Genomic DNA, 24,722 nt, shown 5'->3' with positions numbered 1-24,722 from the left:
CTGAGCACCCGCCGTAAAACGTCCTCATCCTAATAACCATAACAAGTGAGGACTCCATGACCGAATCCGTTGCTTCCAAGGGCGCTGTCCATTCGGCCGAGCGCTCGGGCGGACGGCGACGATGACCCGCTATCGCTGGGTGGTGCTGGCGGTCATCGTCGTGGCCTATCGGCTGGCCGCGGCGGATCGGGCGAACATCGGCATCGCGCTGCCCTATATCCAGAAGGAATTCTGGGCGACCAATGCCGAGGTGGGATTGCTGGTCAGTGCCTTCTTCCTCTTCATATTCCCTGGGCCAGATCCCTGCCGGTTTGCTGCTCAGCAAGGTCAGCGTGCGGGTGATAGCACCGGCGGCCATCGGCCTGACCTCCCTCGTCACGCTGCTGATCGGTACCTCCCACAGCATCGGCATGCTCAAGGTCTATCGCTCCGCCCTGGGTGTCGCCGAGGCGGCGGTCTAGTCATCGCAGGGATTGTCGAGCTAGGCTCGATGTGGGCCTAGTAGGGTGTTTCAGAAGCTTGCGCTGGAATAGGGGAGTCATTTTTTCGATGCGTCGCCCCGACCGGGCCGGTGCCGTGACGAGTCATAGCAGGGCTGACGAGGAGTGGTGCCACTGGCCGGACGATCCGCCTATGGCGGAAAAGCGCCGCCAAAATTGTGTGGTTAACTTCTGAAACGCCAAACTATTCATTTTTCGCATGAGAGCCGTCGGCCATTCGCACTAGTCGACACCTTCTGGCTGCACGCAACTCGATAGAGTTTCGCATTCTTCATGGCTATTGTTGGGCTCTTTGGCCTCTGCCTTGCTCTATCCAGTAAAGAAACTCTATAACCGACTATGAAGATCTGTAAAATCTATTACAGAGCGGTTAATGCTATCTTTGCGACTGGGAAAATAAAGAGCAAAAGCCTGCCAGGTTTGCATCCACTAACCCTACAAAAAACAGCCGTGAGCTTATGCTGCTGACTAATTTCGGGTTTCAGGCGATTTATAGAGCTCACCACCCTCTACGTAGGGTTTAAAGAACATATCATAGGCAACTTGGTTATTAAAGTCGTGTGGTTCGCGGTCAAGCATGCGCGCAGGTGGCATGGGGGGCTGCACGAGATTTTCATCTTTAGAATATGCTGATTTGAAATGTATTGAATTTCTGACCAGCTGTTTGTTTTTTACCGAGCTGATCAATGCGGAAGCGGGTTTTACGCTCTTGCTAGACTTAAAGGAGTGGTAAAAAAATAGGTCCTCTCGTAGTGTTATTTGATAAATCCCAGCTACACCCATAGATTCAACTATATCTACCAAGACGGTGTCGGTGTTATTTCTGGTGGGTATTTTCTTTCTGATTTTTATACGCAACAAAGAGTCCTCTGGAGTGATCGGCTCCCCTCCATTGATAGAAATTCCGAAATTGCTCTTCATTACAAGGCTTTTAAACTCGTCGCCATCACTTTCTGAAGGTGCTTCAGCGAGAATATCAGCGAAATCGATACTCCCAGAGCCAAGCGTAGCATCTACGGTAATCGGCAGGGTACTGTCACCAAAGCAAAGCTCAGCCAGCACCCCATACCAAGGCTGGTCATATGGTAGCAGCAGTGAATCATTGATAACGATTATGTAATGGGCGCCCTTTGGGACGTGCCCTGCCGATTTATGATTTTCAAAACTTTCCAGTTTTCCTTTGATAGCAGACGTAACCGACAGCAAACGCTCGCGAAAAACTAAGTCTCGCTCTTTGGGTGCTAACTTGGCCTGCCCAATAAGCTCTCTGATAGCATCTTTCGGGGTAGGTGTTGTCACCTCAAAACAGAATATTTCATCATTTTTCTTGGCGACAAAATCTGGTCCAGCATCCTTGCTTCTAATGTCGCTGAAGCCCATTCCTAAAAGCTGGTAGTAAAACAACATCTCTGCCATCCGCTGGGAATATACATCAACATCAGACAGCATGACTTGCGTGTTGAACTGAGTATCCTTTAAGTCCGAAAACCTTAAGAATAGAGATTCTAGACCTTTTACCATGCAGTTTATGATCAGCTCCATGCGCTGGGCGGACTCGGGGGATTTATTAAAAAAATAGATGAATCTTTTAGTTAAAATATTTCGCCATTTAGTTTGAAGGTGGTCTATGCATGAATCGTTTGTTCTGTTCTTCTTTGTGGTTCTTGGCTTTTTGGAGCTTTTTGCTATATTATTTTGCATGAAAATTATATCTCCGTAGTAAGATCACCCTTATGGTAAAGCAGCTAATGTCAGCTAGTCACAATCTGCCTGAAGGGTATCGGCAAAAAGCAGCTCTCGTTAGGCAGTATAATTATTGGCTCTCTGTCGCACTCTGGGTCAACTATTTTGGCTCGATGGGCCCTAAGTCCAATATTGTTTTGATGTCAAAGCTGACTTCTACATCAATGCATTCTCTTGTTAACTTAATGATTGAGATGGTGGGTATTGATAGAGTGTGATGATAGCTGTTGGAGCCAATATAGTTTCTATTTTCACAAAAAAAATCAACATCTACAGTAATGTTGCATGCAGCATCTAGCTCAAGCGCCCAAATCGTCCTGCTCGAGTCATCTCGGATTTTTCCGAATATTTTATTTTCTCTCTGGATAACAGAGTCAACCTTTATGCTTGAACAGCGAGCGTTATAAAGATGTTTGGTCCTGGCAGTAAAAAGCAGGTCGCGTTCTAGCTTTTCGGTCAGGTTATCACTAATTGCTGCCTTGAGACCTCCGCAATCATTGAATCTCTGAAGCTGTAAAAAGCGTTGGTTGGTGATTTCCCTAACATTAGCTTCTATTGAATTGATTAGTGAGAGTGCAGTTGTCAGGTCCGGTATGCAATGAAGTCTTTTATTTTCAGAGCTGTTGCAGAATTCAATCCAGTCCTTGTCTGAGGAAACGACTAGAATACCGCCATTCTCTGCATGTGCTTCTAGGCTTAGAAGCGCTACAGTATCAGGGAATTCATGTTTTTTATCGTTGTTTCTGTGGAAAGGGGGCTTATTATTAAAATAAAGTTTAAAAAGATTTCTGGTGGATATTTCGTCGTAGAATGCCAGCTCAGCATTCGTCGCGAGGAAAAAATCATTTATTTCATGAAAGACTATTTGCGCTGGGGTGGCCCTTGCTTGGAGCTCTTCGCGCACCTCGTCAACTAAGTCGTCGCTCAAATATTGGGCTACAAGCGCAAATGCGTCATCAACTTTCTTATGCCTTGCACTGTGCATTTCAAGCATATGCTTTTCTGCCTCGTCACGAACCAATTCAGTGACAATCAGCTTAATGCTGGAGTTTTTTATCTGTCCCAGCTGTGCTAAGAGCCCTGCTCTGAAAGTTCTGCCGTTCCTATCAAATGCCTGCGTATCAAAGGTGATTGCGGTGATAGCGCCTGAAATAAGCATTTCACGCAATTTTTCAAAATATTCAGGCTTAATACTCATAATCGCTCATTGGCCGCAGACAAGGATTAACGATACCGTAATGCCACGATACGCGCTGTTCATCGACATGACGACGGCGGACCCCGAGCAGATTCGCAAGGCGGCGCGGCTGGCCGCGGAGCAGGCCATCGCCTACGTCGATTTGGCCATTCTCGGCGCCATCGCCCTGACCCGGGAGAAGACCAACCTGCTGGGCGCCGGAGACGGGATGGATCGTGCCCTGGCCTTGTTCGCTGCCGCTGGCGCGCCGCTGAAACTGGTGGAGGGCGGCGCCGCGGGCGATGCCGCCGCCTTGAAGATCCTGCGTAGCGTCTATACCAAGGGTCTCGAAGCCCTGACCATTGAGTGTTTCATGGCCGCGGAGCAACAGGGCGTCACAGCCAAGCTCCATGACGCCTTGAGCGATATCGACCAGGCCAACCTGCGGGACTTTCTCGGCGCCCTGATCCGTACCCACGTAGTCCATGCACCGCGCCGTCTCAAGGAAGTCGAAAAGGCCGAGCGTCAACTGCGCGCGGCGGACCTGCCGGTCGCCGTGCTGCCCGGGATCAAGGCACTCTTCGCCCGCACCTCGGAGCAACTGGCCAGCGAGCTGCTGGACACGGCCACGCCGTCCCTCGACCAAACGTTCGACTGGCTATTCAGGGTGAATGGCGTGGCCCGCTGAGAAGGGGCCGCCTGACGCGTCAGGCGGCTGTTGTCTGGCAGGCTTTTCAAGCGCCGGCGGGAATTTGCCCGTGGCGTTCATGCCCGACCGTGTAGTACCTCCACCGCCTTGGCAATATCAGGCGCCAACCAACGATCCTGTTCGTAGGGCGGTACCACGGCGCGTAGCCGCTGCCAGGTCACCGAGGTGCCTTCTCCGAAGCGCCGTGCCTTGAGAAATTCGAACGCCTGCGCGGCCAGCAGATACTCGATGGCCAGGATGCGCGTGCTGTTTTCGATCACCCGCAGGAGCTTGAGCGCGGCGCCCGTGCCCATGCTCAGGTGGTCTTCCTGTAGTGCCGAGGTGACGAAGTTGTCCACGACGGCGGGCTGGGCCAACTGGCGATTTTCCCCAGCGTGGGCGGCGGCCACGTACTGGGCGATCATCATTCCCGAATTGACTCCGGGATGAGCGACCAGGAACGGCGGCAGACCGCTCACCAATGGGTTCACCAGGCGATCCAGGCGCCGCTCGGCGATCCCGCCCAGCTCGACCAGGGCGATGGCCAGCAGGTCGGCTGCCATAGCCACGGACTCACCATGCGGATTGGCCTGGGAGACGACCCGGTAGCCTTCCGGCGTACCCAGCACCAGCGGATTGTCGGTGGCACCGGCCAATTCGAGATCGATCTGCTGGGCGGCATGCCGGAGTTGATCGCGACAGGCTCCATGCACCTGGGGAATCGAGCGGATACTCAAGGCGTCCTGGGTGCGCACGCCCTGGAAGCTGGCCAGCACTTCGCTGTTCGCCAGCTGGGCGCGCAGCTTGGCACCTACCTGCTGCATGCCCGGATGCGGCTTGAGCGCCAGTACCTGCTCATCGAAGGCATCGAGTTGGCCGCCGAGGGCTTCGAAGCTCATGGCCGCGATGCAGTCGGCCCACTCCACCAGGTTGTGGGCGTCCGCCAAGGCCAGGCAACTCAGACCGGTCATGCAGGGGGTGCCATTGACCAGGCTCAGACCATCCTTGGCGCCCAGCGCCAACGGCGGCAGCTCGGCCGTCTGCAGGGCATCGCTGGCGCTGAGGATGCGTCCGCCCCAGCGGACTTCGCCGTAACCCAGCAGGGCCACGCCCACATGGGCCATATGGGTGAGATAGCCCACCGAGCCATCGCGGGGCACCAAGGGCGTGATCCCCAGATTGAGCAGCGCCAGTAGGGCCTCGACGATCTCGCGGCTGATGCCCGAGTAGCCATGGGCGTAGTTGTTGATGGCCACGCAGATGATGGCGCGGGTCTGCTCGTCGCTGAGCGGCTCGCCGATCCCGCAGGCATGGCTGAGCAGCGTATTGCGGGACAGTTCGGCCAGTTGCGGTCCTTCGAGCAGCACATCGCACAGGGCCCCGAGGCCGGTACTGATGCCATAGGCGCGTTCGCCCCGGGCGACGATCCCCTCGACGATGGCACGCGCCTTATCGATGCGTTGCCAGGTGTCGGCGGTCAATTCCAGCAGTGCGCCATCGCGGGCTACCGCGACGATGTCCTGCCAGCTCAGCGAGGTACTGCCGCGAACGACGGTAGCGGCCGCCAGGGTAGGGGGTGAGGCTTGGGTCATGGGCATCACTCGCCGCTCCGCAGTTGGTGGCTGGACACGAATTGCCGGAAACGCTCGGTCGGCAGTCGCTCGAACAGCTCCTCCGGGGTGCCCTGGGCATCGATCTGGCCCTGGTGCATGAACACCACTCGGTTGGAGACGTGGCGGGCAAAGCCCATCTCGTGGGTCACCACCAACATGGTCATGCCTTCATCGGCAAGCGAGCGCATCACCTTGAGCACCTCGCCCACCAATTCCGGGTCCAGTGCCGACGTCGGCTCGTCGAACAGCAGGGCCCCGGGCTCCATGGCCAGAGCCCGGGCGATGGCGACCCGCTGTTGCTGGCCGCCGGACAGCTGGGCGGGGTAGTAGTCCTTGCGTTCGTAGAGGCCAACCCGCTGCAAGAGGCGTTCGGCCTGCTCGCGGCATTCGGCCGGCGAGCGCTTGAGTACCCGCAGCGGCCCTTCCATGACGTTTTGCAGCACGCTGCGGTGCGACCACAGGTTGAAGCTCTGGAACACCATACCCAGGCGGGTACGCAACCACTCGACTTGGCGCTGGTCGGTGGCCTTGAGCGTGCCGTCACGGCCGCGCTGCAGGCCGATGGTCTGGCCTTCCAGGCTGATGCTGCCCTGGTCCGGCGTTTCCAACAGGTTGATGCAGCGCAGGAAGGTGCTCTTGCCCGATCCACTGGCGCCGAGGATGGAGATCACGTCACCCGGGCGTGCCTCCAGCGAGATGCCCTTGAGTACCTCCAGGCTGCCGAAGGCCTTGCGGATGTCTTGGACGACGAGCGTCGCCGCGGCTTGTTGATTCATAGCGGGCTCCAGGAGCGAATCATAGATCGGCGGAAGGTTGGGCGAGGGAGGTGCTGGCCTGGGCGGGCGGCGGTACCCGGCGTGGCGGCGTCAGCAATAGCTCCAGCCAGGCCACGAGGCGGACCAGCAGGAAGTTGAGCACCAGGTAGATGGCCGCGGCGCAGACGAAGACTTCCATGGTGCGATAGGTGCGCTGGATGATCTGCTGGGCCACGCCGGTCACGTCCCAGACCGTCACCAGGCTGGCCAGCGCCGTCGACTTGACCAGCAGGATGGCTTCGGTGGAATAGGCGGGCAGAGCCTGGCGCAGGGTGATGGGCGCGATGACCGTGCGCAGCACCTGCCAGCGGGTCATGCCTACCGCCAGCGCGGCTTCGATCTGGCCGCGCGGGACCGCCAGCAGGCCGCCACGGATGATCTCGGCGGTATAGGCCGCGGTGCACAAGGCCAGCGACAGTACCGCGCAACCGAAGGGGGAGCGCAGCAGTGGCCAGGCGAAACTGTCCCGGATCACGCTCAGCTGGCCCAGGCCGTAGTAGATGAGGAACAGCTGGACCATGAGCGGCGTGCCCCGGAACAGCGCTATGTAGCCGCGCGCGGGCAGGCTCAGCCAGGGACGGCGATTGACCCTGAGCGCCACGATCCCTATCGCCAGGGCGATACCGCAGATCAGCGAGAGGCTGAACAGCGCCAGGGTAGTGGGCAGCGCGGTCAGCAGCCGGCCCATGACAGAGGCGAGAAAGGCGAAATCGGGCATGCGTTAGGCTCCGCTATGCAGGGGCCGCTGGGTACGGCGTACCCGGGCTTCGGCGATATGAAACAGCCGGCTCGACAGACCGGTTAGCAGGAGGTAACCGATCCCGGCGATGATGTAGAAGGTGAAGTACTGGCGGGTCGAGCCTGCCGCCACCTGGCTGGCACGCATCAGCTCCACCAGGCCGATCACCGACACCAGGGCGGAATCCTTGAGGCTCATCTGCCAGACGTTGCCAAGGCCAGGCAGGGCGAAGCGCCACACCAAGGGGATGATGATGCGGCGCAACAGCAGCGGCCGGGACATACCGATCGCCTGACCCGCCTCGATCTCGCCGGGCGCGATGGCCAGGTAGGCGCCGCGATAGACCTCGGCCTGGTAGGAGCCGGAGATCAGGCCCACGGTGAGGGCGCCGACCCAGAAAGGCGGCAGGTCTATGTAGCCCTCGCCACCGAACCAGTAGCCGATGGCGGTCACCAAGGTCGCGCCGCCGAAGAAGAACAGGTAGATGATCAACAGCTCGGGCACGCCGCGGAACAGGATCGAATAGCCTTCACCCAGCAGCCGCAACGAGCGACGCCTGGACAGCTTGGCACTGGCGACCAAGGCGCCGAACAGGGCACCGATCAACAAGGCCGTCAGGGTGACCAGCAAGGTGGTGCCCATGGCCACGAGCAGCGAGGCGCCCCAGCCTCGTTCGCCGAACCCTAGAAGTGCGAGGAAATTCATCCGGAAATCCTGATTTGACGTGACGGATGGCGAGGCGGCGCGGGCCACCTCGCCTTGAGATCAAGGAGTCAGGTCGACCTTGAACCATTTCTCGCTGAGCTGCTTGACGGTGCCGTCGGCGATCGCCGCCTTGAGCGCGGCATCGAATTTGGCCTTGAGCTCGGGGTCGCGCTGGCGGAAGGCCAGGGCCTCGCCTTCGCCCCAGATGGGCCCGGCCAATTCGGGACCGGTGAACACCACCTGCTGGTTGCCCGGCTGCGCCATGATGGAGTTGAGGAAGGTGACGTCATCGAAGACCGCATCGATGCGTCCGGCCGTCAGGTCCAACACCGCTTCGGCGGAGGTGGTGTATTCGCGGATGGTGGCGATCTTGCCGAAATAGGTATCGATGAAATTGGTGTACACGGTGCCCGAGGCGATGCCGATGGTCTTGCCGGCCAGGGCCTTCTGCAGGTCGGCGACGCCGGCTTCGATATCCGCCGGTGCGGTGCTCAGGGTGCGTATGCCCTGGGCGCCGGTCTGGCCGGGCAACAGATCGGCCTTGAGCGCCGCGAAGCTGGCGGGCGTGCGCGCGTAGGGTATCGAGAAGGCCACGGCCTGCTTGCGTTCGTCCGTCACCACGATGGCGTCCATGAGCACATCGACCTTACCGGCATTGAGGCTGGCGATCATGCCGTCCCAGTTCTGCACGACGTAGGTGCACTTGAGCTGCATCTGCGGACAGAGCTTGTCCATCAGATCGATCTCGAAGCCGCCGAGCTTGCCGCCTGGCAGCGTGAGGTTCCAGGGTTCGTAGGCGCCCTCGGTGGCGATCTTCACGCTGGTCCACTCTTTGGCCTGTACCAGGCCCCCAGTCATGAGCAGAACCATGCCTGCCATCAGTGCCTTCAACCCTCGTGTCTTTCTCATTATTGCTCCTTGGTGTTGTCTGGATGAAGCCGTGGATCTTTGGTTACCGACACATGTATGTACAACCATAAGCAAATGTAGGGCCAGCTCTTTCGGTACAGGTTTGTCCGGGTTTGAGAGGAGGAGGAGACGGATTGAAGAGCGTCTTGAGCGCAATTAAGGTGCGCTTGCTCTTCGGCTGCACCAATCGAGAGCGCGTCGGCGCTGGCTCTGAACCTGCTCTTGGCTACTTTGGGTAACAGCCCGGTAACGCGCGGCGGACAAATACCGCCTCAGGGCTACAGTGCCAGGGCGCGCAAGCGGATCACGCCAAGCTGGGCCTTGCCTTGTATAGTCAACTCGGTAGGCGCCGGCCCTGGCTGGACGTGCAGGGCATCCAGCTGTTCGAGTCCCAAGCGGGCACCTTCATGGCAGACCTCCAGCGATCCCTCAGCGCAAAACAGCAGCAGCGCTCGCGAATCATCCAGCTCCCAGGTGCCGTCAATCGATACCCAGTCGAGTTCGGCTGCATAACGATCTGGGCGATAGATGAGGTTGAAGTCCCGGATAGGGCCAGCGAGCAGCTCGCACTCGACCTGGGCATCACCGGAGAAGACGAATGCCTGCCAGCAACCCAGGGGCGGGGTGATCTCGCCGTCGACGTGCAGCCGCATCCCCATCCCCTCGATCACGCTGATGATTCGCGTCATCCCGGCGAAAGGGGAAAAGGCCCCGGATTGCGTCACGTCGGCCAGCGATACGCGCCAGCCGAAATCGGTAGCCGTGGCGGTGGTATCGCGCGCGATTTCGAGGGTGCTGCCCAGGCCATTGCGCCAGGGCATGCGCCGGTGCCCGCCTGCGGGGAGGCGAGTGAGTTTGCTCATGAGCCGAAATGCCCTTCGAGTCGATAGCGACTGCCGGGATACAGCAGCCTGGCGCTGGTGACGGCGCGGCGTCCCGACCAGGTGCGCCGCCGAATCATCAGGCAAGGCTCCGTGGCAGGAATACGCAGCAACTGCTGCTCTTCGGCGGAGGCGAGCACGGCCTCGACCACATGCTCGCCTTCGGTCAGGGGCGCGAGGCGATTCAAGTAGACGTAGGGCGTTTCGCTGCTGAAGTCCTGGTCGAGATACTCCGGCGCCACCGCAGGATTGACGTAGCGGTCTTCGATCTGCACCGGTACGTCGTTCTCGTAGTGCACGATCAGCGAGTGGAAGACCGGCTGGCCTTCGCGTACGCCCAGCGCCATGGAGCGTTCGCCGTTGGCCGTTTCACTCTGCATCCGGATGACTTCAAGGCGGTGCCGGTGGCCCCGGGAGGCGATCTCGTCGGCGATGTTGTGCACCTCGAAGAGGGCGGCCTGGCCCTTGGGTTCGGCGACGAAGGTGCCAACGCCCTGCATCCGCACCAGCAGGCCGTCGCTGGTCAGCTCGCGCAAGGCGCGGTGCACCGTCATGCGGCTGAAGCCCAACTGGGCGACCAGCTCGGCCTCGGAGGGAATCTTCTGGTGCGGTGGCCAGGCGCCCGAATGGATCTGCCTCAGGATGAGTTGCTTGACCTGCTCGTAGAAGGGCGCGGGAGCGGCCTTGGGCGCAGAGGCGGAGTTCGACGGTGAAGGCATGAAAGGCCCCTTGGAAAGACAACCAGCAGTTTACCGTAGCCGTTTATGTCTGTATATGTATATACATGTTAGGCTTGGCTAGGATGAGGTCGATTATGCCGGCTTTTTTCGCGGAAAGGGCGCTGCTACCCGAGGGGTGGGCGATGGACGTACGCCTGGAGGTAGACGCCCAGGGCCATCTGCAGAGCGTCCAGGCCCACGGCTCGGCGGAGGGCGCCGAGCGACTGCAGGGGCCGCTGCTGCCAGGCATGCCCAATCTGCATTCCCATGCCTTCCAACGGGCCATGGCCGGCCTGGCGGAAGTGGCGGGTGCCACCCGGGATAGTTTCTGGACCTGGCGCGACCTGATGTATCGCCTGGTGGGCCGGCTTGAGCCGGAGCAGGTGCAGGTGGTAGCCCGGCAGCTGTATATCGAGATGCTCAAGGCCGGCTACACCGCCGTGGCTGAATTCCACTACGTGCACCATGATCCTCAAGGCACTCCCTACGCTGACCCTGCCGAACTGGGTGGGCGTATCGCCCAGGCGGCGCGCAGTGCGGGCATAGGGTTGACCCTGTTGCCGGTGCTCTACAGCTACAGCGGCTTCGGCGCCCAGGCGCCGACCGCGGGTCAGCGGCGCTTCCTGCATACCACCGACAGCTACCTGGAACTCTTGCCCCGCCTGGCGGCGGTGCTGGATGACCGGCAGCGCCTGGGCCTGTGCTTTCACTCGTTACGCGCCGTCAGCGGCGAGCAACTCGCCACGGTATTGGCGGCGACGGATGCGAGCTGGCCGGTGCACATCCATATCGCCGAGCAGCAGAAGGAAGTGGACGACTGCCTGGCCTGGAGCGGGCGCCGGCCCCTCGAGTGGCTGTACGACCAGGTGGCGGTGGATGAGCGCTGGTGCCTGGTCCACGCCACCCACGCGCTACCCCACGAAGTCGCCCTGATGGCGCGGAGTCGGGCCATCGCCGGCCTCTGTCCGACCACCGAGGCCAACCTGGGCGACGGGATCTTTCCGGCGACGGCTTTCCTCGCCGCCGGTGGGCGCTTCGGCATCGGCTCGGACAGCCATGTGAGTGTCAGCCCGGTCGAGGAACTGCGGTGGCTGGAGTACGGCCAGCGCCTGCGCGATCAGCAGCGCAATCGGCTGGTCGGCGCGCGCCAGCCCAATGTCGGCCAACAGCTGTTCGAGCAGGCCCTACAGGGTGGCGCTGTGGCCTTGGGCCAGCAGATTGGCGCGCTGGAGGTCGGTCGGCGTGCTGATTGGGTGGTTCTGGATGGCGCCGATCCCTACCTGTCCAGCGCACCGGCGGAGGCTGTGCTCAACCGTTGGTTGTTCGCCGGCGGCGATCGCCAGGTCAGGGACGTGATGGTCGGGGGGCGTTGGGTGGTGCAGGAGGGGCGGCATCCCGACGAAGCCGCCAGTGCCCAGGATTTCGCCAAGGTTCTCCGTACCCTGCTCGCTTGAAGGAAGGAGGCCCCGACCAAGTCGGGGCCCTCGGGTTCAACGACCGTACCGCTCACGCCCCCAGGTCAGCGCCGCCTCGAGCAACTGGCGCAGGACGTCCTGGGTAGGGGTGGCGCGATCTTCGCGATAGCCGAAGGGCGGCGCCTCGTCCATGTAGGTGCATTGCGCCAGTTCCAGTTGCACGGCATGGATGTGCTGGTCGGGGGCGCCATAGTGGCGGGTGATGAAGCCGCCCTTGAAGCGGCCATTGAAGACGTGGGTCAGGCGTTGCTGGCCACTGGCGACCGCCTGCAGCCGGCTGGTCAGTTCCGGATCACAGCTGGCTCCGTCGAAGGTGCCGAAGTTGAGATCCGGCAGTTGACCGTCGAACAGCCGCGGGATGCGCGAGCAGATGGAATGGGCGTCCCACAGCAGCGCATAGCCGAAGGTCTCGCGCAGTCGCTGCAGTTCCGTCACCAGGGTCTGGTGATAGGGTCGCCAGATCTCCTCCAGCGCCTGTTGGCGTGCCTGGGCGTCCGGTGCCTGGCCGTCGAGGAACAGCGGGCTGCCGTCGAAGAGCACCTCGGGAAAGAGCCCGGTGGTGGCGCTGCTGTAGAGGGGCACGTCATCGTCGGGTCGATTGAGATCGACGACGTAGCGCGAATAGAGCGCCTCCAGCCGGCTGGCGCCCAATTCCTCGGCCATGGCATAGAGCCGGGGGATGTGCCAGTCGGTGTCGGCGAGGGCCTGGCCGGCGGGCACCAGGCCCTGCTCGACCGCGGCGGTGAGGCGGGTGCCGGGATGCGGCATGCTGATCAGCAGCGGCACCTGGCCGCGAGTGAACTTAAAGGTGTCAGACACGGGCGAGCTCCTGGCCGTGGCGGATGATGCGGGTGTCGAGTTGGCCGCCGAGCCAGTAGGCCAGCTCGGCGGGGCGGGTGATGTCCCAGACGATGAAATCAGCGTACTTGCCCGCTTCCAGGCTGCCGTAGCGGTCCGCGAGGCCGAGCGCCCGGGCGGCATTGAGGGTGACGCCGGCCAGGGCTTCTTCCGGGGTGAGGCCGAACAGGGTGCAGCCCAGGTTGAGCATCAGCCGCAACGACAGCACCGGCGAGGTGCCTGGATTGGCGTCGCTGGCCAGGGCGATGGGCACGCCATGGGCGCGCAACGCCGCCACCGGCGGAAATTGCGTCTCGCGCAAGGTGAGGAAGGCGCCGGGCAGCAGGACCGCCACGGTGCCGGCGGCGGCCATGGCCACCACGTCTTCCTCGACCAGGTATTCCAGGTGGTCGGCTGACAGCGCGCCATAGCGCGCCGCGAGCGCCGCGCCGTGCTGTACCGACAGCTGTTCGGCGTGCAGCTTGACCGGCAGGCCGAGCCGGGTGGCGGTCTGGAAGACGCGCTCGACCTGGGCCGGGGAAAAGGCCAGGTGCTCGCAGAAGGCATCCACCGCATCGACCAGACCCTCGGCAGCCAGTTGCGGGAGCCAGTCGTCGCAGATGGCAGTGATGTAGTCATCGGCCCGGCCGGCGAATTCCGGGGGCAGGGCGTGGGCGGCCAGGCAGGTGGTGCGGACCGTGACCGGCAATACCTCGCCCAGTCGGCGCGCTACCCGCAGCATCTTGCGTTCGCTGGCCAGGTCCAGGCCATAGCCGGATTTCACTTCCAGCACGGTGACGCCTTCGGCTAGCAGGGGCCGGGCGCGGCGCAGGGCGCTGGCCAGCAATTCGTCCTCGCTGGCGGCGCGGGTGGCGCGCACGCTGCTGGCGATGCCACCGCCAGCAGCGGCGATCTCGGCATAGCTGACACCCTGCAGGCGCTGCTCGAATTCGCCACTGCGATCGCCGCCGAAGACCAGATGGGTATGGCAATCGATCAAGCCGGGCGTGACCCAAGCGCCCGCCAGGTCATGGCGTTCGCTGATCGCTATCGAGGGCAGCTCGGCCAGCGGACCCACCCAGTGCAGGCGCTCGCCATCGACCAGCAAGGCCGCGTCTTCCAGGGCACCATAGACCCCGTCGACCAGGGTGGCGGCATGGCAGTTGTACCAGAGCTTCATGGAGTGTCCTCGCGCAGGGGATAGGCCGGTGCGGTCGCGCGGCGGCGGGCCAGCAGCCAGTAGAGCAGGGCCGGTACCAGCAGGCCGATGACCCAGGAGATGTCGACCCCACCCAGGTGGGCGACCAGCGGGCCGGTGTAGAGCTTGGTCGACAGGAAGGGCAGCTGGATCAGCACGCCGATGACATAGACGGTCAGGCCAGTACGGTTCCAGCGCCCGTAGCGGCCATCCGGGTCGGCCAGCGCCGCCAGGTCGTAGCGCTCCCGGGTGATGAGGTAGTAGTCGACCAGGTTGATCGCGCTCCAGGGCGTGAAGAAGGTCAGCAAGAAAAGGATGAAGGACTTGAATGCCAGCAGGAAGGCGCCTTGGCCGAGCAGGGCGATCAGGGTGGCCGCCCCGACGATGGCCAGGACGAACAGCAGTCGCTGGCGCGGGCTGATCTCGACTTCGCCGCGGAAGCCGCTGATCAGGGTGGCGATGCACATGAAGCTGCCATAGGAGTTCAGGGTGGAGATGGTCACCTTGCCGAAGGCGATGCTGAAATAGAGCAGCGCGGCCGTGGCGCCGCTGCCACCCAGACCGACGATGAAGGCGACCTCATGGCCCATGAACCGGCCGTTGGCCATGGCCGCGGCGAAGACCCCGAGCACCATGGCGGTCTGGGCCCCCAGCACCGAACCAGCGCCCACCGCGAAGAAGGTCTTCAGCGGCGAGGTGCGGGCGGGCAGGTAGCGCGAGTAGTCGGCCACATAGGGGCCATAGGCGATCTGCCAGGAGGCGGCCAGGGACACGGCGAGCAGGAAGCCGCTCCAGCTGAAATGCCGATTCTGCAACAGCGCCGGTACGTCGCCGACGCTGAGCACCCGGCTGAACAGGTAGCAGAAGGCGATCACCCCCAGGACGCTGGCCAGCCGCCCAAGCAGGTGGATGGCTCGATAGCCCAGCGCCGTCACCAACACGATGACCGCGGCGAAGATCAGGATGCCCAGGCTGTCGCTGACCTGGAACAACTGGCCGAGCGCCTGCCCCGAGAGCACCGTGCCGGTGGCGGTGAAGCCCAGGTACATCAGGCAGACCAGCACCAGGGGCACGGCCGCGCCCTGGACGCCGAACTGGACGCGACTGGAGATCATCTGCGGCAGCCCCAGGCGCGGGCCCTGGGCGGCGTGCAGGGCCATCACCGTGCCGCCGAGCACCTGGCCGAGCAACAGCCCCCAGAGCGACCAGAAGACATCGCCGCCCAGCACCACGGCGAGGGCGCCGGTGACGATGGCGGTGATCTGCAGATTGGCCCCCAGCCAGAGGGTGAACTGGCTGTACAGCCGGCCGTGACGTTCCTGGGGTGGGATGTAGTCGATGGAGCGCCGTTCGATCAGCGACGGCGCGGAAGCGGACTCGGACATATAGGACCTGCGCGACGATGGCCCGCCACCAGTGCCCATCGCAGGCAGCCGGGGAGGCCGGGACCCGGAAAGGCGCCAGTGGCGGCAGCTGGGCCGCCACCGCGCCACCTATTACGCCTGAGGCTGGATGATCATCGGCAAATTCAAGCCCTGCTCGTGCGCGCACTCGATGGCGATCTCGTAGCCGGCGTCGGCGTGGCGCATCACCCCGGTGGCCGGGTCGTTGGTCAGTACCCGGGCGATGCGTTCAGCGGCTTCATCGGAGCCATCGCAGACGATGACCATGCCCGAGTGCTGCGAGAAGCCCATGCCCACGCCACCGCCATGATGCAGGGATACCCAGGTGGCGCCACTGGCTGTGTTCAGCAGGGCGTTGAGCAACGGCCAGTCGGAGACCGCGTCGGAGCCATCGCGCATGGCTTCGGTCTCGCGGTTGGGGCTGGCCACCGAGCCGGAATCCAGGTGATCGCGACCGATGACGATGGGTGCCTTGAGTTCGCCCGTGCGGACCATCTCGTTGAAGGCCAGACCGAGCTTGGCGCGCTTGCCCAGGCCGACCCAGCAGATACGCGCCGGCAGCCCCTGGAAGGCGATGCGCTCGCGCGCCATGTCCAGCCAGTTGTGCAGGTGGGCGTCATCGGGGATGAGTTCCTTGACCTTGGCATCGGTGCGATAGATGTCCTCGGCATCACCGGACAGCGCTGCCCAGCGGAACGGCCCGATGCCCCGGCAGAACAGCGGGCGAATATAGGCCGGGACGAAGCCGGGGAAGGCGAAGGCATCGCTCACGCCTTCTTCCTTGGCCATCTGGCGGATGTTGTTGCCGTAGTCGAAGGTAGGCACGCCTTGGCGCTGGAAGTCGAGCATGGCGCGCACGTGCTGGGCCATGGAGGCCTTGGCCGCCTTGACCACCGCCGCCGGCTCGGTGAGGGCACGCGCGCGATATTCCTCCCAGGTCCAGCCGGCCGGCAGATAGCCATTGAGCGGATCATGGGAGCTGGTCTGGTCGGTGACCATATCCGGGCGGACACCGCGCCGCACCAGCTCGGGCAGGATTTCCGCGGCGTTGCCCTGCAGGGCGATGGAGATGGCGCGGCCTTCGCTGGTGTAGCGGTCGAGGCGGGCCAGGGCATCGTCCAGATCCTTGGCTTGCTCGTCGACGTAGCGGGTCTTGAGGCGGAAATCGATGCGGCTCTGCTGGCATTCGATGTTCAGCGAACAGGCACCGGCCAGGGTCGCGGCCAGGGGCTGGGCGCCGCCCATGCCGCCCAGGCCGGCGGTCAGTACCCAACGCCCCTTGAGATTGCCCTCATAGTGCTGGCGCCCGGCCTCGACGAAGGTTTCGTAGGTGCCCTGGACGATGCCCTGGCTGCCGATGTAGATCCAGCTGCCCGCGGTCATCTGGCCGTACATGGCCAGGCCCTTGGCGTCGAGCTCGTTGAAGTGCTCCCAGCTCGCCCAGTGCGGGACCAGGTTGGAGTTGGCGATCAGCACGCGCGGCGCGTTGCTGTGGGTCTTGAACACCCCAACCGGCTTGCCGGACTGCACCAGCAACGTTTCGTCGTCACCCAGCGTCTTGAGGCTGGCGACGATGGCGTCGTAGCACTCCCAGTTGCGCGCGGCCCGGCCAATCCCGCCATAGACGACCAGTTCCTCGGGGTTTTCCGCGACCTCGGGGTCCAGGTTGTTCATCAGCATGCGCAACGGCGCTTCGGTGAGCCAGCTACGGGCGTTGAGCTGGGTGCCGCGGGGCGCGCGGATGGTCACGGAGCGATGGCGGGTGGCGTCGGTCATGGCGGGGTCCTGCAAGAGGTTTTAATGATAGAGCATGTATATACAAGTATAGGAAAAAGGTCGTCCAGGCAAGAGGGTCGCAAGGGATACCCGTCAGTCGGGGTGGCGATCAGAAAGCCACGCGTAGGCAATGCACAGGTATACGCAAACGCGGGGAGAACCAGATGGCGGGATGAAGTTGCCCTTCGCCCTCTGGATAACTTCACGCCAGGCGTTAGCGCCCCATGGTCGGCTCTATAGCGCTTGGGCGGCATAGCCGGCCAAGCGCGTTTCGCCCACTCAGCCGTTGCTGGGGAAGGCGAACTGCGAGGCTTCTTGAGCTTCGCGTTGCGGCCAGCGCTGGGTGATGGTCTTGCGGCGGGTGTAGAAGCGCACGCCGTCCGGGCCGTAGGCGTGGAGATCGCCGAACAGCGAGCGTTTCCAGCCGCCGAAGCTGTGGTAGGCCACCGGTACCGGCAGGGGTACGTTGATGCCGACCATGCCCACTTCGATCTGGTCGGCGAACAGCCGTGCCGCTTCGCCGTCGCGGGTGAAGATGCAGGTGCCGTTGCCGTATTCGTGGGCGTTGATCAGGGCGATGCCCTCTTCCAGGCTCTTGACCCGCACCACGCAGAGCACCGGACCGAAGATCTCTTCCTTGTAGATGCGCATCTCCGGGGTGACCTGGTCGAACAGGCAGCCGCCGAGGAAGAAGCCTTCTTCATGATCGGCGACCTTGAGGCTGCGACCGTCCACCACCAGTTTGGCACCGGCAGCTTCGCCGTCAGCGACGTAGCCGGTGACCTTGTCCAGGTGCGCGCCGGTGACCAGCGGGCCCATGTCCAGGCCACATTGGGTGCCGGGACCGACCTTGAGCTTCTCGATCTCCGGCACCAGCCGGGCGATCAGGGCATCGGCGACCTGGTCGCCGACGCAGACCGCCACCGAGATGGCCATGCAGCGTTCACCGCAGGAGCCATAGGCGGCGCCCATCAGCGCATTGACGGTGTTGCCGAGGTCGGCGTCGGGCATGACCACCGCATGGTTCTTGGCGCCGCCCAGGGCCTGGACGCGCTTGCCCTTGGCGGTGCCGCGGGCATAGATGTATTCGGCGATGGGGGTGGAACCGACGAAGCTCAGCGCCTTGACCTCGGGGGCATCGAGCAGGCCGTCCACGGCTTCCTTGTCGCCATGCACCACGTTGAGCACGCCCTTGGGCAGGCCGGCCTCCTCGAACAGCTGGGCGATGGCCAGGGTGGAGCTGGGATCGCGCTCGCTGGGCTTGAGGATGAAGGTGTTGCCGCAGGCGATAGCCAGCGGATACATCCACAGTGGCACCATGGCCGGGAAGTTGAACGGGGTGATGCCGGCGACTACGCCCAGGGGCTGGAAGTCGGACCAGGTGTCGATGCTGGGGCCGGCATTGCGGTTGTACTCGCCCTTGAGCAATTCGGGCGCGGCGGTGGCGTATTCGACGTTCTCGATACCACGGCGCAGTTCGCCGGCAGCGTCTTCCAGGGTCTTGCCATGTTCTTCGCTGATCAGCTGGACCAGGCGTGCTTCGTTGGTTTCCAGCAGTTGCTTGAAGCGGAACAGCACCTGGGCGCGCTTGGCCGGCGGGGTGTTGCGCCAGGCCGGATAGGCCGTCTGGGCAGCGTCGATGGCCTGCCGCAGGGTGGCGGCATCGGCCAGGGGCACTTCGCGGATTACCGCGCCGGTGGAGGGGTTGTAGACCGGTGCGCGGCGGCTGCCACCGTCGACCAGTTGGCCGCCGATAAGATGCTTGAGGCTCATGAAGGGACTCCTTGTACGAGAGGCGGGCGCTCCGTGGAGAGGAGCGCCAAGGACGAAATCAGGCCTTTACCGCAGCCTGCACGGCGATCTCGACGAGGATGTTTTCGGCCGCCAGATTGGCCTCGACCGTGGCTCGGGCCGGCAGAGCATCTTTGGGAACCCAGGCATCCCAGGCCGCATTCATGGCTGCGAAGTCCTTCACGGCATGCTTCAACCACACCTGGGCGAACAGAATATGGGACTTGTCGGAGCCGGCTTCCGCCAGGAGTTCGTCGATACGCGCCAGGACCTGGCTGGTTTGGCCGCCGACATCCTGGGTCCGGTCGGCTGGGACTTGGCCGGTGATGTAGACGATACCGTTGTAAACCAGGGCATGGCTGAGGCGGCCGTTGTTGGGTTGGAAGCGTTGAATCAGCATGGTGTGCTCCTCGGGAGGGCAGGGTTGGCGAATCGATAACGGGTGGCGGCGCTTTTTTCAGGCAAAGCGAGGCCGCTGCGCCGACTCGGGCGCTTTTTTCAGTGACTCGAAGCGGGCGGCCGAGCCGCCGCTATCAACTGGCTGGGCGCAAGCTGCGGGCAGCGCTGGAAATGGATCGGGCGGTGGTGATGACCTTGGGGGCGAGGTCGCGCTTGACCAGGTCCAGCGACCAGCGACTGAAGGGCACGGCGACGTTCACGGCGCCCAGGGGATAGCCGTCCGCGTTGACCACCGCGGCCGCCACACTGATGTCCCCCACGTAGAATTCTTCGTTGGCGAAGGCGTAGCCGTCCCGGCGGGCCTGTTCGATCACCTGTCGCAACTGCTCACGGTCGACGATGGTATTGGCGGTGTAGGCCACCGGTTCTATGGCGGCCAGGAGGCTTTCGCATTCGCTGCTCGGCAGGGCGGCGAGATAGGCGCGACCTGCCGAGGTGCAATACATCGGCAACCGCCGGCCCACGGGAACGTGAATGGAAATCTGCTTGTGGCTCGGGAAGCGCGCCACATAGATCATGTCCTGTTGATCGGGCTCCAGCAGATTGCAACTTTCCTCGGTGCCGCGATTGAGTTCGTGCAGGTAGGGCGTGGAAAGCCCGACCAGGCTGCTGGTTTGCAGATAGCCGGTGCCCAGGTCCAGCGAGCGGGGGGTAAGGCGATAGCGCTTGGAATCCGCCTCCTTGCACACGTAGCCCAAGGCCTCGAGGGTGAACACCGAGCGCTGCACCGTGCTTTTGTTCAGCCCGGTGGCCTCGGCCAACTCGACGAGATTCATGGTGGGCCGGCTGCTGCGAAAAGCGGTGATCACCGCCAGGCCCTTGGCCAGGGCAGTCACGAACAGTGGCGAGTCTTCCGCGTCACTCATGGGTTTGATCCTTGTCGTTATGCGCCGGGAAAGACGCGTTCGGGCCGGTGCCGCTGCGGCCAGAGTCTCTTCCAGGCGTTGGGTATTCATTCAAAGTGGCTCAGGACGATGCCGGGTTCGATCACCGGGCAGCCCCGCTCGAAGCGGTCGACGGCGAAGGGCTGCATACGCTCATCGACCACCCCTTCGACGATGGCCTTGGCCAGCAGGTCGCCAGCGGCGGGCGCACCCGCATGGCCGTAGCACCAGCCCGCCGAGATGAATAGCCCGGCCAGGGACGGATGGGCACCCAGCAAGGGGCCGAAGTCCTTGGAGATGTGTACGAGCCCGGCCCATTGGCGGAGGATACGAGCCTCGCCCAGCTGTGGAAACATCTCTAGATAGGCTTTCGCGGTCGCCGCCATGACCGGGACATCGGCATTGAGGGTGTCCTGTGGGCGCTCGGCGACTTCGGCGCCGCCCACCACCTCGCCCCGGGCGGTCTGATGCAAGTAGCACAGCCGATCCAGCAAGGCCACTGCAGGGCCGATCAGCGGGCGGGTGGGCTCCAGCGCCATGGCTTCCAGGCGCATCGGATAGCCATCCAAGGGCACCCCGACGAGTTCGGCGAGGGCATTGCTGTCCGCTCCGCCCGCCAGCACCAGGGTATCGGTCAAGACGTGCTGCTGACCCACCCAGGCGCCTGATACCCGCCCGGCGCCGTAGTCGATCGCCGTGACCCGGCTGCGATAGAGAATGCGTACGCCGAGTCGTTCGCAGGCCTGGCGATAGGCGTGCATGGCCGCGTGATGCGGGGCGACGCCACTATCGGGCAGGTGCAGTGCGGCACTCACCCGCTCGTGGGCCAGGGCGGGCAGGACGCGGCGCAGCTGCGCCGGGCTCAGCAGGTGTGAGTTGATCCCGCACTCCTGGTGCACCCGCAGCGTGCGGTCCAACAACTGCGCCGTGCTGTCCCGTTCGCCGACCATGCTGTAGCCACGGCGTGAGTACATGACGTTCTCGCCCAGCCGCCTGGACAGGCCGTGCCACAACTCGGAGGAATAGGCGAAGAAGCGGGTCCATTCCACGGAACTGAAGGCGCCACGGATCAGGGTGCCATTGCGCCCGGAGGCGCCGCCTTGCCAATAGCCGGCGTCCAGTACCAGCACGTCCTTGAGCCCACGCTCCGCCAGGCTGAACGCCAGGGAAAGACCTTGAATCCCACCGCCGACGATCAACACCGAGCAGCGTTCCGGTAGCCGTTCAACAGTCATTGCAGAGGCTCCACGACATCGGCGAGGCCTGCCGCCTGGGCGACCGTGATGGCGCGCCGTGGGGGCCGCAGGCTGGGTTTGCTCAGCCGCTCCGGGGTGGTACCCAGGCGCCAGGCGACGAACTCCCGCAGCGAATGCCAGCAGGGTTGGCCCTGGCAGGGGCCCATGCCGCAGGAGGTCAGGCGCTTGATGACTTCCAGATCCTGGATGCCTTGGTCGAGCAGGGCATCGACCTCTGCTGCCGATACGTCGAAGCAGGGGCAGAGCAGGGCACTCGCGTCATAGGGTGGTGGCAGGCGCTGCTCGTCGAGGCTCGCCGAGCCGACGCGGATGAAAGGGTCCGCCCCGGTGCGCAACTGCAGGCGTCCTTGAGCGCCACCCTGGAAGCTCAGGCTGTCGTCAAATGTCGTCGGCCCGGCGAAGACCACCGCATCGCAACGCCTGTTGCCCTGCAAGTGAATACCGCGTACCCGGTCGTGGCCCCGGATGCGGCGCAGCCGCTGGACATCGCCGACCAGTACCACGTTCACCGCCAGGGCTCGCAACCGGTTCGCGACGTCTTCAGCGTCATCATCGCCGACCACCGCGACTGCCAATCCTGGCGCGATTCGCCGTTCCGTCGCCAAGGCCAGGGCGGTCCGGGCATCCATGACGCCAGGCAGCCAGGCACCGCCCACCAGGGGGACGGCAGCCCGGCGGCCGGTTGCCAGGATCACCTGGGTGGCCGCGAAGGCGATGGCACCGCGAGAGTTATCCAGGGGGGCGCCGACCAGCAGCTCACCCTCGCGATAGGCACCGAAGACCTCGATGCCGAACAGGCACTGCACCCGGGGATCGAGCTCGGGAATGGGACGGCCGGCATTGAGCGCAGCGCGGCCGATCCGGTCGTCGCGGGTGACCAGCACCACGGTCTTGCCCTGCTGGGCCGCGGCATTGGCGGCCTCACAGCCCGACCGGCCGGTGCCGATCACCAGCACCTCGGTGACCATCCGGGTGGCCGGGGGTATCGCCACCTGGCGGCGGTTGCTGGCCGGCTTGGCCACCCCGGCGAGGAAGGCCAGTAGACGCTCCCAGTGTTGAAACAAGCGACTGCCGCTGGGCACCAGATTGGTATGTTCGAAGCCGCCCTGGATCCAGTGTGCGGGCAGCGCCCGGCTCAGTTGCAAGAGGTCGAAGCGCGGGCTCGGCCAGCAGTTCTGCATTTCAACCCTCATGCCATCGCGGACCGGACACTGATCGAGCCGTACATTGGGTACCCCATCGACCCGTGCCAGCACCCCATTGACGTAGATCCCCGACAGGCCCATGGGGCGATGGGACTTGCGGGTCCAGGCCAGGGTGCGGATGCCGTTGGCCAGCAGGGCCTCGGCGACACTGTCGCCACTCAGGGCATCCAGTCGTCGGCCATTCCAGAAGAAGCTCAAGGGCTGGCCCTGCGCGCCTGGCAGGCGCAGCGACATCGGGCTCATGCGGCACCTCCACGGTTGTTGCGGCGTTGGGCCACCAGGCTCACCGCCAGCATGGCGATGGACAGCAGTGTCATGAGGGTGGCGACCACGGCGATCACCGGATCGATCTCCGAGCGCAGCGAGCTGAACATCCGCTTGGTCAGGGTCGCGCTGTCGCCCCCGCTGACGAAGATGGATACCACGGCCTCGTCCAGGGACACGGCGAAGGCGAACATGGCGGCGGCGATGATGGAAAAGCGAATTTGCGGCAGCGTCACGTCGAAGAAGGCGCGCAGGCGGGTGGCGCCCAGGATGCAGGCGGCGTGTTCCTGGGTCATGTCATAGCTCTTGAGGCCGGCGCCGACGTTGATGATCACATAGGGCAGCGCCAGCAGCGTATGGGCCAGCACCAGGCCGGGAATGCTGTTGTTGAGCCCGAGCCTGGCGTAGACGAAGAACAGACCTATGGCGGTGAAGATGGTGGGGACGATCATTGGCGCCATCATCAGCCCGCGCAGCACGCCCAGGTAGCGCTGCTGGCTGTTGTGCAGGGCATAGGCCGCCGCCGTGCCCAGGGTGGTCGCCAGTACCATGGTCAGGAAGGCGGTGATCAGGGAGACGGTCGTCGCGCTGCGCCATTCGAGCGATGCGAAGTAGTTGAGCAGCGGTTGCAGGCTGAAGGCTTTGGGTGGGAAGGCCAGATAACGGGCATCCGAGAACGCCATCGGCAGCACGATCAGGGTTGGGGTGACCAGGAAGATAAGGGTCGCCAGGACCAGCAGGTACAGCCAGGCGCGGCGTGCCACCTGGCCAAGGGTGCGGGAGAAGGACGGATGCATGGATTCAGTTACCCCACCGGCCAAGGTTCGCGAGTTTCTTCACGGTGAACAGGATCAGCAGCGTCGCCACCAGTAGCACAACGCCTAGCGACGACGCCGCGCCCCAGTTCGAATACAGGGACACATCGCTGGCGATCCGCATGGACAGCATCTGCACCTTGCCGCCGCCGAGCAGGGCAGGGGTGACGTAGAACCCCAGGCTCAATACGAAGACCAGTGTCGCGCCCGCGGCCAGGCCCGGCAGTGACAGGGGCAGGAAGACGTCGCGGAAGGCCCGGGCCGGTGAGGCGCCGAAGGTGGCCGCAGCCTGGAGGTAGAGCGGATCGATGCTCTTCATCGAGGCGTACAGCGGCAGTACCAGGTAGGGCAGCATGATGTGGGTCATGGCGATGATGGTGCCGGTCAGGTTGTGCACCAGGGTCAGGGGCGTATCGATCAGCCCCAGGCTCAGCAGGGCGTCGTTGATCACACCGCGTCGCTGCAGCAGTACCAGCCAGGCGTAGGTTCGCACCAGCAGCGAGGTCCACAGCGAGACCAGCAACAGCCCCATGGCGAGGCTGGCGAAGAGCTTGTTGCCGTGCACCATGACATAGGCGAATGGATAGCCGATGAGGATGCAGGCCAGGGTGACCATCAGACTGATCTTGAAGGTCTGGGTGAAGGCCAGCACATAGAGGGGTTGCAGCAGTCGGCTGTAGTTGTCGAGGGTCAAATGGCCTTCCGCGTCGAACAACGACAGGCCGAACAGCCAGCCGATCGGCACGACGAAGGTCACCAGGATCAACAGCACTGCAGGGACCAGGGGCGACATGAGCAACCAGCCGTGACGGCGGGCGGCGCGGCGCAAGGCGCTCTGGTGCACGACCTGTTGGGCGTTAGCGGCCATCG

General features: G+C 63.3%; 23 protein-coding genes. 3 read left to right on the top strand and 20 right to left on the bottom strand.

Annotation, left to right across the window (positions count from 1 at the left end; translation table 11 throughout):
* Positions 1-266 precede the first annotated feature (266 nt).
* Positions 267-461, top strand: coding sequence for an MFS transporter (locus tag CCZ28_RS06165; RefSeq protein ID WP_140216849.1), 195 nt, complete (start codon positions 267-269; stop codon positions 459-461).
* 507 nt (positions 462-968) lie between these two features.
* On the opposite strand, the gene CCZ28_RS06160 is transcribed toward CCZ28_RS06165, so the two are convergent.
* Positions 969-2,201: a hypothetical protein gene (locus CCZ28_RS06160; protein ID WP_205894636.1), complete on the bottom strand. Its 1,233-nt coding sequence runs from the start codon at positions 2,199-2,201 to the stop codon at positions 969-971.
* Positions 2,202-2,343: 142 nt separating this feature from the next.
* On the bottom strand, positions 2,344-3,441 hold the full coding sequence (locus CCZ28_RS06155) for a PIN domain-containing protein (RefSeq protein ID WP_140216845.1): 1,098 nt from the start codon (positions 3,439-3,441) through the stop codon (positions 2,344-2,346).
* Positions 3,442-3,481: 40 nt separating this feature from the next.
* Between CCZ28_RS06155 and CCZ28_RS06150 the strand changes: the two genes are divergently transcribed.
* A complete protein-coding gene (locus tag CCZ28_RS06150; RefSeq protein WP_140216844.1) occupies positions 3,482-4,108 on the top strand; it encodes a DUF1932 domain-containing protein in 627 nt (208 codons plus the stop codon).
* Between the two features lie 77 nt (positions 4,109-4,185).
* Here CCZ28_RS06150 and hutH read toward each other — a convergent pair whose 3' ends face one another.
* The 7 genes from hutH to hutC form a co-directional block, all read right to left on the bottom strand.
* Positions 4,186-5,700, bottom strand: a complete 1,515-nt coding sequence (gene hutH / locus CCZ28_RS06145; RefSeq protein WP_240795238.1) for a histidine ammonia-lyase — start codon at positions 5,698-5,700, stop codon at positions 4,186-4,188.
* Positions 5,701-5,705: 5 nt separating this feature from the next.
* Positions 5,706-6,497: an ABC transporter ATP-binding protein gene (locus CCZ28_RS06140; protein ID WP_140216840.1), complete on the bottom strand. Its 792-nt coding sequence runs from the start codon at positions 6,495-6,497 to the stop codon at positions 5,706-5,708.
* A 19-nt stretch (positions 6,498-6,516) separates the two neighbouring features.
* Entirely contained in the window at positions 6,517-7,254 is a 738-nt protein-coding gene (locus CCZ28_RS06135) for an ABC transporter permease (RefSeq protein ID WP_140216838.1), read from the bottom strand.
* Between the two features lie 3 nt (positions 7,255-7,257).
* Entirely contained in the window at positions 7,258-7,980 is a 723-nt protein-coding gene (locus CCZ28_RS06130; protein ID WP_140216836.1) for an ABC transporter permease, read from the bottom strand.
* A gap of 60 nt (positions 7,981-8,040) precedes the next feature.
* Positions 8,041-8,838 carry a transporter substrate-binding domain-containing protein gene (locus CCZ28_RS06125; RefSeq protein ID WP_240795237.1) on the bottom strand — a complete coding sequence of 266 codons (798 nt, stop codon included), beginning with the start codon at positions 8,836-8,838 and terminating at the stop codon, positions 8,041-8,043.
* A 329-nt stretch (positions 8,839-9,167) separates the two neighbouring features.
* Positions 9,168-9,752 (bottom strand): HutD/Ves family protein, encoded by a 585-nt coding sequence (locus tag CCZ28_RS06120; protein WP_140216832.1) that lies wholly within the window; start codon positions 9,750-9,752, stop codon positions 9,168-9,170.
* Entirely contained in the window at positions 9,749-10,489 is a 741-nt protein-coding gene (hutC, locus tag CCZ28_RS06115) for a histidine utilization repressor (RefSeq protein ID WP_140216830.1), read from the bottom strand. The genes CCZ28_RS06120 and hutC overlap by 4 nt, the downstream gene beginning before the upstream one ends.
* 95 nt (positions 10,490-10,584) lie before the next feature.
* Between hutC and CCZ28_RS06110 the strand changes: the two genes are divergently transcribed.
* Positions 10,585-11,943 (top strand): formimidoylglutamate deiminase, encoded by a 1,359-nt coding sequence (locus CCZ28_RS06110; protein WP_140216828.1) that lies wholly within the window; start codon positions 10,585-10,587, stop codon positions 11,941-11,943.
* 36 nt (positions 11,944-11,979) lie between these two features.
* On the opposite strand, the gene hutG is transcribed toward CCZ28_RS06110, so the two are convergent.
* The 11 genes from hutG to CCZ28_RS06055 all read right to left on the bottom strand — a co-directional run bounded on the left by hutG (position 11,980) and on the right by CCZ28_RS06055 (position 24,720).
* Positions 11,980-12,783 carry an N-formylglutamate deformylase gene (gene hutG / locus CCZ28_RS06105; RefSeq protein ID WP_140216826.1) on the bottom strand — a complete coding sequence of 268 codons (804 nt, stop codon included), beginning with the start codon at positions 12,781-12,783 and terminating at the stop codon, positions 11,980-11,982.
* A complete protein-coding gene (gene hutI, locus CCZ28_RS06100; protein ID WP_140216824.1) occupies positions 12,776-13,981 on the bottom strand; it encodes an imidazolonepropionase in 1,206 nt (401 codons plus the stop codon). The genes hutG and hutI overlap by 8 nt, the downstream gene beginning before the upstream one ends.
* A complete protein-coding gene (locus CCZ28_RS06095; RefSeq protein WP_140216823.1) occupies positions 13,978-15,384 on the bottom strand; it encodes a purine-cytosine permease family protein in 1,407 nt (468 codons plus the stop codon). Before CCZ28_RS06095 ends, hutI begins: the two co-directional genes overlap by 4 nt.
* Positions 15,385-15,495: 111 nt before the next feature.
* A complete protein-coding gene (gene hutU / locus CCZ28_RS06090; RefSeq protein ID WP_140216821.1) occupies positions 15,496-17,178 on the bottom strand; it encodes a urocanate hydratase in 1,683 nt (560 codons plus the stop codon).
* A 279-nt stretch (positions 17,179-17,457) separates the two neighbouring features.
* Positions 17,458-18,951, bottom strand: a complete 1,494-nt coding sequence (locus tag CCZ28_RS06085; protein WP_140216819.1) for a CoA-acylating methylmalonate-semialdehyde dehydrogenase — start codon at positions 18,949-18,951, stop codon at positions 17,458-17,460.
* A gap of 58 nt (positions 18,952-19,009) precedes the next feature.
* On the bottom strand, positions 19,010-19,369 hold the full coding sequence (locus CCZ28_RS06080) for a RidA family protein (RefSeq protein ID WP_058762239.1): 360 nt from the start codon (positions 19,367-19,369) through the stop codon (positions 19,010-19,012).
* A 133-nt stretch (positions 19,370-19,502) separates the two neighbouring features.
* Positions 19,503-20,294 (bottom strand): IclR family transcriptional regulator, encoded by a 792-nt coding sequence (locus CCZ28_RS06075; protein WP_058762238.1) that lies wholly within the window; start codon positions 20,292-20,294, stop codon positions 19,503-19,505.
* 86 nt (positions 20,295-20,380) lie between these two features.
* Entirely contained in the window at positions 20,381-21,547 is a 1,167-nt protein-coding gene (locus CCZ28_RS06070; protein WP_140216817.1) for an NAD(P)/FAD-dependent oxidoreductase, read from the bottom strand.
* Complete coding sequence (locus CCZ28_RS06065) at positions 21,544-23,016, bottom strand: 2Fe-2S iron-sulfur cluster-binding protein (RefSeq protein ID WP_140216815.1); 1,473 nt, start codon at positions 23,014-23,016, stop codon at positions 21,544-21,546. Before CCZ28_RS06065 ends, CCZ28_RS06070 begins: the two co-directional genes overlap by 4 nt.
* Entirely contained in the window at positions 23,013-23,834 is an 822-nt protein-coding gene (locus CCZ28_RS06060; RefSeq protein ID WP_140216813.1) for an ABC transporter permease, read from the bottom strand. The genes CCZ28_RS06065 and CCZ28_RS06060 overlap by 4 nt, the downstream gene beginning before the upstream one ends.
* A 4-nt stretch (positions 23,835-23,838) precedes the next feature.
* The gene (locus tag CCZ28_RS06055; RefSeq protein WP_140216811.1) at positions 23,839-24,720 is read right to left on the bottom strand and encodes an ABC transporter permease; all 882 of its coding nucleotides are present in this window, start codon (positions 24,718-24,720) and stop codon (positions 23,839-23,841) included.
* Between the last annotated feature and the right edge of the window lie 2 nt (positions 24,721-24,722).

The sequence above is a fragment of the Pseudomonas oryzihabitans genome (assembly GCF_006384975.1).
In the GTDB taxonomy this organism is placed as follows: Bacteria; Pseudomonadota; Gammaproteobacteria; order Pseudomonadales; family Pseudomonadaceae; genus Chryseomonas; species Chryseomonas psychrotolerans_B.
The sequence above is the reverse complement of the archived record's forward strand: the minus strand, read 5'-3'. Positions and strand labels throughout refer to the sequence as shown.

What these genes read in the sequence shown, in the direction of transcription:
- CCZ28_RS06160 (WP_205894636.1), bottom strand. Translation starts at nt 2,201, where the DNA reads ATGCAAAATAATATAGCAAAAAGCTCCAAAAAGCCAAGAACCACAAAG.
- CCZ28_RS06155 (WP_140216845.1), bottom strand. Translation starts at nt 3,441, where the DNA reads ATGAGTATTAAGCCTGAATATTTTGAAAAATTGCGTGAAATGCTTATT.
- CCZ28_RS06150 (WP_140216844.1), top strand. Translation starts at nt 3,482, where the DNA reads ATGCCACGATACGCGCTGTTCATCGACATGACGACGGCGGACCCCGAG.
- hutH (WP_240795238.1), bottom strand. Translation starts at nt 5,700, where the DNA reads ATGACCCAAGCCTCACCCCCTACCCTGGCGGCCGCTACCGTCGTTCGC.
- CCZ28_RS06140 (WP_140216840.1), bottom strand. Translation starts at nt 6,497, where the DNA reads ATGAATCAACAAGCCGCGGCGACGCTCGTCGTCCAAGACATCCGCAAG.
- CCZ28_RS06135 (WP_140216838.1), bottom strand. Translation starts at nt 7,254, where the DNA reads ATGCCCGATTTCGCCTTTCTCGCCTCTGTCATGGGCCGGCTGCTGACC.
- CCZ28_RS06130 (WP_140216836.1), bottom strand. Translation starts at nt 7,980, where the DNA reads ATGAATTTCCTCGCACTTCTAGGGTTCGGCGAACGAGGCTGGGGCGCC.
- CCZ28_RS06125 (WP_240795237.1), bottom strand. Translation starts at nt 8,838, where the DNA reads ATGACTGGGGGCCTGGTACAGGCCAAAGAGTGGACCAGCGTGAAGATC.
- CCZ28_RS06120 (WP_140216832.1), bottom strand. Translation starts at nt 9,752, where the DNA reads ATGAGCAAACTCACTCGCCTCCCCGCAGGCGGGCACCGGCGCATGCCC.
- hutC (WP_140216830.1), bottom strand. Translation starts at nt 10,489, where the DNA reads ATGCCTTCACCGTCGAACTCCGCCTCTGCGCCCAAGGCCGCTCCCGCG.
- CCZ28_RS06110 (WP_140216828.1), top strand. Translation starts at nt 10,585, where the DNA reads ATGCCGGCTTTTTTCGCGGAAAGGGCGCTGCTACCCGAGGGGTGGGCG.
- hutI (WP_140216824.1), bottom strand. Translation starts at nt 13,981, where the DNA reads ATGAAGCTCTGGTACAACTGCCATGCCGCCACCCTGGTCGACGGGGTC.
- CCZ28_RS06095 (WP_140216823.1), bottom strand. Translation starts at nt 15,384, where the DNA reads ATGTCCGAGTCCGCTTCCGCGCCGTCGCTGATCGAACGGCGCTCCATC.
- hutU (WP_140216821.1), bottom strand. Translation starts at nt 17,178, where the DNA reads ATGACCGACGCCACCCGCCATCGCTCCGTGACCATCCGCGCGCCCCGC.
- CCZ28_RS06085 (WP_140216819.1), bottom strand. Translation starts at nt 18,951, where the DNA reads ATGAGCCTCAAGCATCTTATCGGCGGCCAACTGGTCGACGGTGGCAGC.
- CCZ28_RS06080 (WP_058762239.1), bottom strand. Translation starts at nt 19,369, where the DNA reads ATGCTGATTCAACGCTTCCAACCCAACAACGGCCGCCTCAGCCATGCC.
- CCZ28_RS06075 (WP_058762238.1), bottom strand. Translation starts at nt 20,294, where the DNA reads ATGAGTGACGCGGAAGACTCGCCACTGTTCGTGACTGCCCTGGCCAAG.
- CCZ28_RS06070 (WP_140216817.1), bottom strand. Translation starts at nt 21,547, where the DNA reads ATGACTGTTGAACGGCTACCGGAACGCTGCTCGGTGTTGATCGTCGGC.
- CCZ28_RS06065 (WP_140216815.1), bottom strand. Translation starts at nt 23,016, where the DNA reads ATGAGCCCGATGTCGCTGCGCCTGCCAGGCGCGCAGGGCCAGCCCTTG.
- CCZ28_RS06060 (WP_140216813.1), bottom strand. Translation starts at nt 23,834, where the DNA reads ATGCATCCGTCCTTCTCCCGCACCCTTGGCCAGGTGGCACGCCGCGCC.
- CCZ28_RS06055 (WP_140216811.1), bottom strand. Translation starts at nt 24,720, where the DNA reads ATGGCCGCTAACGCCCAACAGGTCGTGCACCAGAGCGCCTTGCGCCGC.